Here is a 12,250-nt window from a genome sequence, read left to right as displayed (position 1 = left end):
CCCCATTAACCACATCACGGACTTTAAGGAGGTGTGTCTCGTGGCTAAAAAAGTAATTAAAATGGTTAAATTGCAAATCCCTGCTGGTAAAGCTAACCCAGCGCCACCGGTTGGTCCTGCATTAGGTCAAGCAGGTGTTAATATCATGGGATTCTGTAAAGAATTTAACGCCCGTACAGCAGATCAAGCTGGTTTGATTATCCCTGTTGAAATCACGGTATTTGAAGACCGTTCATTTACATTTATTACGAAAACTCCTCCTGCTGCCGTTCTTTTGAAAGTAGCAGCTGGAATCCAGTCTGGTTCAGGTGAACCTAACCGTAATAAAGTAGCAACAGTAAAGCGTGATAAAGTACGCGAGATTGCGGAACAAAAAATGCCTGACCTAAACGCAGCAAGCGTTGAAGCAGCAATGCGCATGGTTGAAGGTACTGCACGCAGCATGGGTATCGTAATCGAAGATTAATCCATGTTAGTTTTATTGTTGTAATGAGTGGGGTTGCGTTATTACGCAACCTTTATTCGTGGGAGGTTATTCCGCTAAAACCACATTCTAGGAGGAAATAAAAATGGCTAAAAAAGGTAAAAAGTATTTAGAAGCTGCAAAGCTTGTAGATCGTTTAACAGCATATCCAGTTGCAGAAGCAATTGATCTTGCGAAGAAAACTAACTTCACAAAATTTGACGCTACTCTTGAAGTGGCTTTCCGCTTAGGCGTTGATCCTAAGAAAGCTGACCAACAAATCCGTGGTGCAGTTGTGCTTCCAAACGGAACTGGTAAAACTCAACGCGTTTTAGTATTCGCGAAGGGTGAGAAAGTGAAAGAAGCAGAAGCAGCTGGTGCTGATTATGTAGGTGATTCTGAATACATCAACAAAATCCAACAAGGTTGGTTTGAATTTGATGTAATCGTAGCAACTCCTGACATGATGGGTGAAGTTGGTAAACTAGGACGTGTATTAGGACCTAAAGGCTTAATGCCAAACCCTAAAACAGGTACAGTTACATTTGATGTAACAAGAGCGATCAACGAAATCAAAGCAGGTAAAGTTGAATACCGTGTTGACAAGTCTGGTAACATTCATGTACCAATCGGTAAAGCATCTTTCGAAAACGAAAAGCTTGTTGAAAACTTCCAAACTGTGTTTGAAACATTGCTTAAAGTTAAGCCATCTGCTGCAAAAGGAACTTATATGAAGAACGTTACTGTTGCTTCAACTATGGGACCTGGCGTGAAGGTAGATCCTTCTTCAGTTACAGCTAAGTAATTTTTACCAATTGACATTCTGAAATGCATTTTATATAATGTATTTTGTTGTTTAATATAATAAACATTTGTACTGTAGACAGCAGGGGCATTATAGCTTAATAACCTGCCGAGGTAATGCGATAGAATTAGCTGAGAACTTTCGGCTGTTGTATGCTGCCTCCATGTCTTATGATTGATATGGAGGCTTTTACTTGCCTGGTATAAATGTAGACAATCTACAGGAGGTGTAAAGATGAGCAGTGCAATCGAAGTAAAAAAACAAATAGTTGACGAAATTACTGATAAGTTAAAAGCAAGTGTATCAACTGTCGTTGTTGATTATCGTGGTCTTTCAGTTTCTGAAGTAACTGAACTTCGTAAACAACTTCGCGAAGCAGGCGTTGAATTTAAAGTTTACAAGAATTCAATGGTACGCCGTGCTGCTGATGCTGCTGAGCTTTCTAGCTTAAATGATGCATTAACAGGTCCTAACGCAATCGCGTTCAGTACTGAAGATGTAGTAGCGCCAGCTAAAATCTTGAATGACTTTGCTAAAAAGCACGAAGCGCTTGAACTTAAAGCGGGTGTAATTGAAGGAAACGTCGCATCAGCTGAAGAAATTAAAGCTCTTGCTGACCTACCATCACGCGAAGGCTTGCTTTCTATGCTACTCAGCGTACTACAAGCTCCAATTCGCAATCTTGCTCTTGCTACAAAAGCAGTTGCAGATCAAAAAGAAGAACAAGGCGCGTAAGTTAATCTGAAGCCTAACAAATAAAATGTAACCAATACTAAGGAGGAAATTTAATCATGACTAAAGAACAAATCATTGAAGCAGTTAAATCTATGACTGTTTTAGAACTTAACGATCTTGTAAAAGCAATCGAAGAAGAATTTGGCGTAACTGCTGCTGCTCCTGTAGCAATGGTTGGCGGCGCTGGTGCTGCTGCTGTTGAAGAGCAAACTGAATTTGATGTAATCCTTGCTAGCGCTGGAGATCAAAAAATCAAAGTTATCAAGGTTGTTCGTGAAATCACAGGCCTTGGTCTTAAAGAAGCAAAAGATCTTGTTGACAACACTCCAAAAGCAATCAAAGAAGGCGTGTCTAAAGAAGATGCTGAAGCAATCAAAGCTAAGCTTGATGAAGTTGGAGCTAACGTTGAAGTTAAGTAATAACCATATAGAAAAGCTCGCTGTATAAGCGGGCTTTTTTTGGCTATTTTAAGAACGGAAGTGCTTGAATAGTTAAAAGGAATTCCTCGTTTTTCTTCATTATATACTCCTCGGGAGGTGAGCTTTATGTCTGAACACTACTATTCTCGTACCCAGAAGGTTGAAAGTGATCCGAAATTTTGGGATTTTATGTTAAAAAATAACCTCTTCCGTTTTAAGACGGATAACGGTGTTTTTTCAAAAAGAGAAGTAGATTTTGGCTCACGTTTATTGATTGAGTCTTTTGAAATGCCTCAGACAGAAGGATTCGTTCTGGATGTAGGTTGCGGCTACGGCCCTATCGGTTTGTCTATTGCGAAACAGTATCATGATCGTGTGGTTCATATGGTAGATGTGAATGAACGGGCGATTCAACTGTCAAAAGAAAATGCAGCATTAAACAAGATTGAAAATGTTAAAGTGTATGAAAGTGACAGGCTAATAAATGTAAATGAAATGAATTTCGCTGCAATCCTAACCAATCCGCCTATAAGAGCGGGAAAACAGACAGTGCATGATATTTTTGAACAAAGCTACAATCATCTTGTTTCGAATGGTGAGCTGTGGGTAGTAATTCAAAAGAAGCAAGGTGCACCATCTGCCATTGAAAAATTAAAGACACTATTTTCCGAAGTAGAGACTATTGACAAATCCAAGGGTTATTTTATTGTTAAAGCGATAAAGTAGTTGACTTGGAATTTCCGTTGTGGTAGCATTATAAAATGCCATCATAATAATTTCCGAATTATTCCTTAAAATACTGAAGTTTATGGTATAAAAAATGGATAAGAAGGAAATGATGACAAAATAATAGTCAAAATGTGAAAATGTGGTTTTTGAGTAAAAAACCCTTTTTCTTTTTGTCTAATGAGAAGGGTTATTTTTCCTTCCGGTAGACGTTAATAGATTTATTAAAAAACGCTTGATTTGAGGGGTGAATCAGTTGACAGGTCAACTAGTTCAGTATGGACGACACCGCCAACGAAGAAGTTACGCACGAATCAGTGAAGTTTTAGAATTACCAAATCTTATTGAAATCCAAACCTCTTCATATCAATGGTTTCTGGATGAGGGATTGCGTGAAATGTTTCAAGATATTTCACCGATTGAAGACTTTACTGGTAACCTATCACTGGAATTTATTGATTACAGCCTTGGCGATCCAAAGTATTCTGTAGAAGAATCAAAAGAACGGGACGTTACATATTCTGCTCCATTACGTGTAAAAGTACGTCTTGTAAACAAAGAAACAGGCGAAGTAAAAGATCAAGATGTATTCATGGGTGATTTCCCACTTATGACTGAAACAGGTACGTTTGTCATTAATGGGGCAGAACGCGTTATTGTTTCACAATTAGTGCGTTCACCGAGCGTTTACTTTAGTGGTAAACTTGATAAGAATGGAAAAAAAGGATTTACAGCTACTGTAATTCCGAACCGCGGCGCTTGGCTGGAATATGAAACAGATGCCAAAGATGTCGTATATGTGAGAATAGATCGTACTCGGAAACTGCCCGTTACGGTTCTTTTGCGTGCATTAGGCTTCGGCTCTGATCAAGAAATTATTGAATTGATTGGAGACAATGAGTATATTCGTAATACTCTTGAGAAGGACAACACGGAAGGTGTGGATAAAGCGCTTCTTGAAATCTATGAGCGTCTACGTCCAGGTGAACCACCAACAGTTGATAACGCAAAAAGCTTATTAGTTTCTCGCTTCTTTGATCCAAAGCGCTACGATCTTGCAAATGTAGGACGCTATAAAATTAATAAGAAGCTTCATATTAAAAACCGTTTATTTAACCAACGTTTAGCAGAATCGCTTGCTGATCCTGAAACAGGTGAAATTATCGCAGAAAAGGGAACCGTTCTAGATAGAAGAAACCTAGATAGAATTATCCCAGCACTTGAAAAGAACATTAATTTCAAAGGCTTTAATCCTGCTGGCGGTGTGGTTGAGGATGAAATCACTTTACAAGGCATTAAGATTTATGCACCTGGTGATGAAAATGAAAAAGTAATTAATGTATTGGGTAACGCATATGTGGCGGAACCAATTAAAAATATTACTCCTGCCGATATCATTGCTTCTATCAGCTACTTCTTCAATTTATTGCATGGAGTAGGCGATACAGATGATATCGACCATTTAGGGAACAGACGTCTACGCTCTGTTGGAGAATTGTTGCAAAATCAATTCCGTATCGGTTTATCCCGTATGGAACGTGTAGTACGTGAAAGAATGTCTATTCAAGATACAGCAACAATCACACCACAGCAGCTAATTAATATTCGTCCAGTTATTGCATCGATCAAGGAGTTCTTCGGAAGCTCTCAATTATCTCAGTTCATGGATCAAACAAATCCACTTGCTGAATTAACGCATAAGCGCCGTCTATCTGCACTCGGACCTGGTGGTTTAACACGTGAGCGCGCAGGCTTTGAAGTTCGTGACGTTCACTATTCCCACTATGGACGTATGTGTCCGATTGAGACGCCGGAAGGTCCAAACATTGGTTTGATTAACTCACTATCATCTTATGCAAAAGTAAACCGTTTCGGATTTATTGAAACACCTTACCGTCGTGTTGACCCTGACACTGGCAAGGTAACAAGCCGGATCGATTACTTAACAGCGGATGAAGAGGATAACTATGTAGTCGCACAGGCGAATTCCCGTCTTGGTGATGATGGTTCGTTCGTTGATGCGGATATTGTTGCGCGTTTCCGTGGTGAGAACACTGTTGTTAATCGCGACCGTATCGATTATATGGATGTATCACCAAAACAGGTTGTTTCTGCTGCAACAGCTTGTATTCCGTTCTTAGAAAACGATGACTCCAACCGTGCCTTGATGGGTGCAAACATGCAGCGTCAAGCAGTACCTCTTATGCAGCCAGAGGCTCCAAGAGTTGGTACAGGTATGGAATATGTATCAGGAAAAGACTCCGGTGCAGCCGTCATTTGTAAGACTGATGGTATCGTAGAACACGTTGAAGCTCGTGAAGTTTGGGTTCGTGAAATGAAAGAAGTAGATGGCCAAGAAGTAAAAGGCGATCTTAAGAAATATCGTTTATTAAAGTTTATCCGCTCTAACCAAGGTACTTGCTACAACCAACGTCCTATCGTTGCTGTTGGTAATCGAGTGAAAAAAGGTGAAATTCTTGCTGATGGTCCTTCAATGGAATTAGGTGAGTTAGCACTTGGACGTAACGTTCTTGTTGCCTTTATGACTTGGGATGGATATAACTATGAAGATGCAATCATTATGAGTGAGCGTCTTGTAAAAGACGATGTGTATACATCCATTCATATTGAAGAATATGAGTCAGAATCTCGAGATACAAAGCTAGGACCTGAAGAAATTACACGTGATATTCCAAACGTAGGTGAAGATGCACTTCGTAATCTGGATGAGCGCGGTATTATTCGCACAGGTGCTGAAGTAAAAGATGGTGACCTTCTAGTTGGTAAGGTTACGCCAAAAGGTGTAACAGAATTAACGGCTGAAGAACGTCTATTACATGCAATCTTTGGAGAAAAGGCCCGTGAAGTTCGTGATACGTCACTGCGAGTTCCACATGGCGGCGGCGGTATTGTTCATGATGTTAAAGTCTTCAATCGTGAAGATGGAGATGAACTGCCACCAGGTGTTAATCAGCTTGTTCGCGTTTATATCGTTCAGAAGCGTAAGATTCATGAAGGCGATAAAATGGCAGGACGACATGGTAACAAAGGGGTTATCTCAAGGATTTTACCAGAAGAAGATATGCCTTATTTACCAGATGGTACACCAGTCGACATCATGTTAAACCCATTAGGGGTACCTTCACGTATGAACATCGGTCAGGTGCTTGAGCTTCACCTTGGTATGGCTGCAAGAGCACTTAATATTCACGTTGCCACTCCAGTATTTGACGGTGCCCGTGAGGAAGATGTTTGGGGAACAATTGAAGAAGCAGGTATGGCTCGCGATGCAAAAACTGTCCTATATGACGGCCGCTCTGGAGAACCATTTGATAACCGTGTATCCGTTGGTGTCATGTATATGATCAAGCTGGCTCACATGGTTGACGATAAACTTCATGCTCGTTCAACTGGACCATACTCTCTTGTTACACAGCAGCCACTTGGTGGTAAAGCACAATTTGGTGGACAGCGTTTCGGAGAGATGGAGGTATGGGCACTTGAAGCTTACGGTGCTGCATATACTCTTCAAGAAATCCTTACTGTTAAATCAGATGATGTCGTTGGTCGTGTGAAAACATATGAAGCCATTGTTAAAGGTGAAAATGTTCCAGAACCAGGCGTTCCTGAGTCATTTAAAGTATTAATTAAAGAACTTCAGAGCTTAGGTATGGATGTGAAAATCCTATCTGGTGATGAAAAAGAAATAGAAATGCGCGACACGGAAGACGAGGATGACTTACAACAAGTCGATACGTTAAACATTGTTCCAGATGCGCCAAGCCTTGAATCTGAAAAAGTGGGTTCAAAAGAGTAAACAATTAAATATCTGAGCTACAGCGCACAACCCGTGTGTGCGCTGTACGCTTTTAATTAATCTAGTTGCAGCGTGCAGCCCCTCGAGGTCAAATAACCTCCAGCCAAAAAGTCAAAAAACGACTTTCCGGCTGGAGAACATTTGCTTGTCGGGGCTAACCCGCGCGCTTCCACTTTTTATTGCATTAGGGTAAAACCTGGATATCGAAAGGGAGGTAGGCCCCTTGCTTGACGTTAATAATTTTGAGTATATGAAAATTGGTCTTGCTTCACCGGATAAAATCCGTTCATGGTCATTCGGAGAAGTGAAAAAGCCAGAAACCATTAACTATCGTACGTTAAAGCCTGAAAAGGACGGTTTATTCTGCGAACGAATTTTTGGTCCAACAAAGGATTGGGAATGTCATTGCGGTAAATATAAGCGTGTCCGTTATAAAGGCGTCGTTTGTGACCGATGTGGGGTAGAAGTAACTCGTGCAAAAGTCCGTCGTGAGCGTATGGGTCACATCGAACTCGCAGCACCTGTATCTCATATTTGGTATTTCAAAGGAATCCCGAGCCGAATGGGACTTGTTCTAGATATGTCCCCTCGTGCATTAGAAGAAATTATTTACTTCGCTTCTTATGTAGTAACAGAATCAGGAGATACTGCTCTTGATAAAAAGCAGCTTCTATCTGAAAAAGAATATCGTGCCTATCGTGAAAAGTACGGAAACAAATTCCAAGCTGCCATGGGCGCTGAAGCGATTAAAAAACTTCTTTCTGATATCGATTTAAATAAAGAAGTAGATATTTTAAAGGAAGAACTAAAAACAGCACAAGGTCAACGTCGTACACGTGCCATTAAGCGCCTCGAAGTGTTAGAAGCATTCCGTGGTTCTGGAAACGAACCTGATTGGATGATTCTTGACGTACTGCCTGTTATTCCTCCTGAACTTCGTCCAATGGTTCAATTGGATGGAGGAAGATTTGCGACTTCTGACTTAAACGATTTATACCGCCGAGTAATTAACCGTAACAACCGCTTAAAGCGTTTATTAGACCTTGGTGCACCAAGCATCATCGTTCAAAACGAAAAGCGTATGCTCCAAGAAGCAGTTGATGCCTTGATTGATAACGGTCGTCGTGGCCGTCCAGTTACAGGACCTGGTAACCGTCCGCTAAAATCTCTTTCACATATGTTAAAGGGTAAACAAGGACGTTTCCGTCAAAACTTGCTTGGTAAGCGTGTTGACTATTCTGGTCGTTCAGTAATCGTTGTAGGTCCAAACTTAAAAATGTATCAATGTGGTCTTCCTAAAGAAATGGCACTTGAACTCTTCAAGCCATTTGTTATGAAGGAGCTTGTTGAAAAAGGTTTAGCCCATAATATCAAATCTGCTAAACGTAAAATTGAACGCGTATCTCCAGATGTATGGGATGTACTTGAAGATGTTATTAGAGAGCATCCAGTTCTCTTGAACCGTGCCCCTACATTGCATAGATTAGGTATCCAGGCATTTGAACCAACACTTGTTGAAGGACGGGCGATTCGCCTTCACCCACTTGTATGTACAGCATACAATGCGGACTTCGATGGTGACCAAATGGCTGTTCACGTACCACTTTCATCTGAAGCGCAAGCGGAAGCTAGATTATTAATGCTTGCAGCGCAAAACATCCTAAACCCTAAAGATGGTAAACCGGTTGTTACTCCTTCCCAGGATATGGTGTTAGGTAACTATTACTTAACTCTAGAGCGTGAAGGTGCAGTCGGTGAGGGTATGATTTTCAAAGATACAAACGAAGCTATTCTTGCATATCAAAATGGATATGCTCATTTCCATACTCGTGTAGCGGTTCATGCTGGATCATTAGGAAATGAGACTTTCTCTGAAGAACAAAATAATAAGCTATTAATAACTACGGTAGGTAAGCTTATTTTTAATGAGATTCTTCCGAAGTCATTCCCATATATCAATGAACCAACTCGACATAACCTAGAAGTTGAAACACCTGCCAAGTATTTTGTTGAAAAAGGTGAAGATATTCTAGCTAAAATCAAATCAATGCCATTAGTAGATCCGTTTAAGAAAAAAATCCTTGGTAATATCATTGCAGAAGTATTTAAGCGATTCAAAATTACTGAAACGTCTAAAATGCTTGACCGCATGAAAGATCTTGGATTTAAACATTCAACAAAAGCTGGTATTACCGTTGGTGTAGCTGACATTGTCGTACTAGGCGAGAAACAGCAAATCCTACAAGAAGCTCAAGGTAAAGTTGATAACGTGACAAAGCAATTTAGACGCGGTCTTATTACCGAGGAAGAGCGTTATGATCGTGTGATTGCGATATGGTCTCAAGCTAAGGATGTTATTCAAGGCAAACTGATGAAATCCTTAAATAAGACGAATCCTATTTTCATGATGAGTGATTCTGGTGCCCGTGGTAACGCATCTAACTTTACACAGCTTGCTGGTATGCGTGGTCTGATGGCCAACCCGGCTGGTCGTATCATTGAGTTACCAATTAAATCAAGTTTCCGTGAAGGCTTAACCGTATTAGAGTACTTTATCTCTACGCACGGTGCGCGTAAAGGTCTTGCTGATACAGCCCTTAAGACTGCTGACTCAGGTTACTTAACACGTCGACTTGTTGACGTTGCTCAAGATGTCATTGTCCGTGAAGACGATTGTGGTACAGATCGTGGCTTTATAATTAGTGCATTAAAAGATGGTACAGAAATCATTGAAGGACTTGATGAGCGTTTAATTGGACGTTATGCACGTAATCCAATTAAGCACCCTGAAACAAAAGAAGTACTTGTTCCTGAAAATGGTTTAATTACAGAAGATTTAGCAGAAATCATTGTCGGTGCAGGAATTGAAACTGTAAAAATCCGTTCGGCATTTACTTGTAATACACGCCATGGTGTATGTAAGAAATGTTATGGCCGTAACTTGGCAACTGGTCAGGAAGTTGAAGTGGGTGAAGCAGTTGGTATTATTGCTGCTCAATCCATTGGTGAACCAGGAACACAGTTAACCATGCGTACCTTCCATACTGGTGGTGTTGCGGGAGACGATATTACCCAAGGTTTACCGCGTATCCAAGAGATTTTCGAAGCGCGTAACCCTAAAGGTCAAGCTGTTATCTCTGAAATTGAAGGTGTAGTTGTTGGAATTAATGAAGGACGTGACCGTCAGCATGAAATCGTCGTTCAAGGCGAAGTTGAATCACGTACTTATAACGCTCCATACACAGCACGTTTAAAAGTGGCGATCAATGATAAGGTTGCTCGTGGTCAAGAACTTACTGAAGGTTCAATTGATCCGAAAGAGTTAATCAAAGTCAAAGACGTTACATCGGTTCAAGAGTACCTATTGCGTGAAGTACAAAAAGTTTACCGCATGCAAGGGGTAGAAATTGGCGATAAGCACGTGGAAGTAATGGTTCGCCAAATGTTACGTAAAATCCGTGTTGGTGATGCAGGTGAAACAGAAGTACTTCCAGGTACACTACTTGATATTCATCAATTCACTGATGCTAACGAAAGGGCGTTACTTGAGGGCAAATTGCCTGCAACAGGCCGTCCGGTGTTACTTGGTATTACAAAAGCATCTCTTGAAACGGATTCATTCTTGTCTGCGGCATCCTTCCAAGAAACTACAAGAGTTCTTACAGATGCGGCGATCAAAGGCAAGCGTGATGAATTACTTGGCTTGAAGGAGAATGTTATCATCGGTAAGCTTGTTCCTGCTGGAACAGGAATGCAACGCTACCGTAAAGCGGAGCCAGTTCTTCGTGATACAACCTCTGAAGAGACCGTTTTGATTGACTAAGTAAGATAACGGTACCTGCATTATTGCAGGTACCGTATTTTAAGAAAAGATTACCAAATGCTATCTTGAATAAAATATCGAAACATTTGTTGACATCTATTTGGTAAGATGATACTATATCAAAGGTGCTCCTATTCATTTGATACTTTGGAGGATATGATTTATGTCTTATGAAAAAGTATTTCAGGCACAAAAGTTTGTTATAGGAACAAAACAAGCAGTTAAAGCACTTAAGGAAGGTAATGTACAAGAGTTAGTCGTTGCAAGCGATGCTGAACCAAAGGTTACAGCTAAAGCTGTAGAAGTAGCTCTTGGCATAGAAGTTCCGGTTCGATATGTAGATTCGATGAAAAAACTCGGAAAAGCATGTGGAATTGAAGTTGGTGCCGCAACTGTCGCAATTATCCGTTAAAAACTGTTTTTGTAGATAGAGTAGTCTGCAAAAACTTTGTTTTTGCAAAAAAATGAACCACCTGGATGTGTGGGCTTACAATTAATGAAGGGAGGAAAAATACATGCCTACTATTAACCAACTAGTGCGCAAGCCTCGTCAATCAAAAGAGGAAAAGTCAAAATCACCTGCGCTAAACAAAGGTTATAACAGCTTCAAGAAATCACAAACTAATGTATCTTCACCACAAAAACGTGGAGTATGTACTCGTGTTGGTACAATGACTCCAAAGAAACCAAACTCAGCGTTACGTAAATATGCTCGTGTACGTTTGACAAATGGTATCGAGGTGACTGCATACATTCCTGGTATCGGACACAATCTTCAAGAGCACAGCGTTGTTCTTATTCGTGGAGGACGTGTAAAAGACTTACCAGGGGTACGTTATCACATCGTACGTGGAGCTCTTGATACTGCTGGTGTAAACAACCGTATGCAAGGTCGCTCAAAATATGGTACTAAGAGACCAAAAGCAGCTAAGAAATAATAATAACTTTAATAAAAGCTTCTTTGAAAGGAGGAAAAAATATGCCACGTAAAGGTCCTGTAGCAAAAAGAGACGTGTTACCAGATCCGCTTTACAATTCAAAATTAGTTACTCGTTTAATCAACAAAATGATGGTTGACGGTAAAAGAGGTAAGTCACAAGAAATTCTTTACTCTGCGTTTGATACTATTCGCGAACGTACTGGCAAAGAGCCAATGGAAACTTTTGAAGCAGCTATGAAAAACATCATGCCTGTATTAGAAGTTAAGGCTCGCCGTGTAGGTGGTGCAAACTACCAAGTACCAGTTGAGGTGCGTCCTGATCGCCGTACAACTCTTGGTCTTCGTTGGTTAGTAAACTACGCTCGTCTTCGCGGTGAAAAGACGATGGAAGAGCGTTTAGCTAATGAAATCATGGATGCAGCTAACAACACTGGTGCATCTGTTAAGAAGCGTGAAGATACACACAAAATGGCAGAAGCAAACAAAGCGTTTGCTCACTATCGTTGGTAATCTAACCTTCAA

10 protein-coding genes and 1 other annotated feature are annotated in these 12,250 nt (G+C 40.6%); all 10 genes read left to right on the top strand.

From position 1 onward, the window contains the following. Positions 1-40 precede the first annotated feature (40 nt). The 10 genes from rplK to rpsG all read left to right on the top strand — a co-directional run bounded on the left by rplK (position 41) and on the right by rpsG (position 12,238). Positions 41-466: a 50S ribosomal protein L11 gene (gene rplK, locus RCG25_RS25590; protein WP_071458930.1), complete on the top strand. Its 426-nt coding sequence runs from the start codon at positions 41-43 to the stop codon at positions 464-466. A gap of 103 nt (positions 467-569) precedes the next feature. After that, a complete protein-coding gene (gene rplA / locus RCG25_RS25585; protein WP_308081577.1) occupies positions 570-1,268 on the top strand; it encodes a 50S ribosomal protein L1 in 699 nt (232 codons plus the stop codon). A 54-nt stretch (positions 1,269-1,322) separates the two neighbouring features. Further along, positions 1,323-1,469 (top strand) — a sequence feature (ribosomal protein L10 leader region). Between the two features lie 33 nt (positions 1,470-1,502). Next, positions 1,503-2,003: a 50S ribosomal protein L10 gene (rplJ, locus tag RCG25_RS25580; RefSeq protein ID WP_308081576.1), complete on the top strand. Its 501-nt coding sequence runs from the start codon at positions 1,503-1,505 to the stop codon at positions 2,001-2,003. A gap of 56 nt (positions 2,004-2,059) precedes the next feature. Beyond that, complete coding sequence (gene rplL, locus RCG25_RS25575) at positions 2,060-2,422, top strand: 50S ribosomal protein L7/L12 (RefSeq protein WP_066321249.1); 363 nt, start codon at positions 2,060-2,062, stop codon at positions 2,420-2,422. A 126-nt stretch (positions 2,423-2,548) separates the two neighbouring features. Beyond that, positions 2,549-3,148, top strand: coding sequence for a class I SAM-dependent methyltransferase (locus tag RCG25_RS25570; RefSeq protein ID WP_308081575.1), 600 nt, complete (start codon positions 2,549-2,551; stop codon positions 3,146-3,148). 256 nt (positions 3,149-3,404) lie between these two features. Then, positions 3,405-6,965, top strand: a complete 3,561-nt coding sequence (gene rpoB, locus RCG25_RS25565; protein ID WP_308081574.1) for a DNA-directed RNA polymerase subunit beta — start codon at positions 3,405-3,407, stop codon at positions 6,963-6,965. Between the two features lie 223 nt (positions 6,966-7,188). Beyond that, the gene (gene rpoC / locus RCG25_RS25560) at positions 7,189-10,788 is read left to right on the top strand and encodes a DNA-directed RNA polymerase subunit beta' (protein WP_308081573.1); all 3,600 of its coding nucleotides are present in this window, start codon (positions 7,189-7,191) and stop codon (positions 10,786-10,788) included. A 163-nt stretch (positions 10,789-10,951) separates the two neighbouring features. Further along, positions 10,952-11,200, top strand: a complete 249-nt coding sequence (locus RCG25_RS25555) for a 50S ribosomal protein L7ae-like protein (RefSeq protein WP_308081572.1) — start codon at positions 10,952-10,954, stop codon at positions 11,198-11,200. A gap of 103 nt (positions 11,201-11,303) precedes the next feature. Beyond that, positions 11,304-11,726, top strand: a complete 423-nt coding sequence (rpsL, locus tag RCG25_RS25550; protein WP_026565517.1) for a 30S ribosomal protein S12 — start codon at positions 11,304-11,306, stop codon at positions 11,724-11,726. A gap of 41 nt (positions 11,727-11,767) precedes the next feature. Further along, entirely contained in the window at positions 11,768-12,238 is a 471-nt protein-coding gene (gene rpsG, locus RCG25_RS25545; RefSeq protein WP_308081571.1) for a 30S ribosomal protein S7, read from the top strand. Positions 12,239-12,250: the final 12 nt, after the last annotated feature.

Source organism: Neobacillus sp. PS2-9, from assembly GCF_030915525.1.
Classification (GTDB): Bacteria; Bacillota; Bacilli; order Bacillales; family Cytobacillaceae; genus Neobacillus.
Note: the sequence above shows the minus strand (reverse complement) of the source record. Positions and strands in the feature narration are given on the sequence as shown.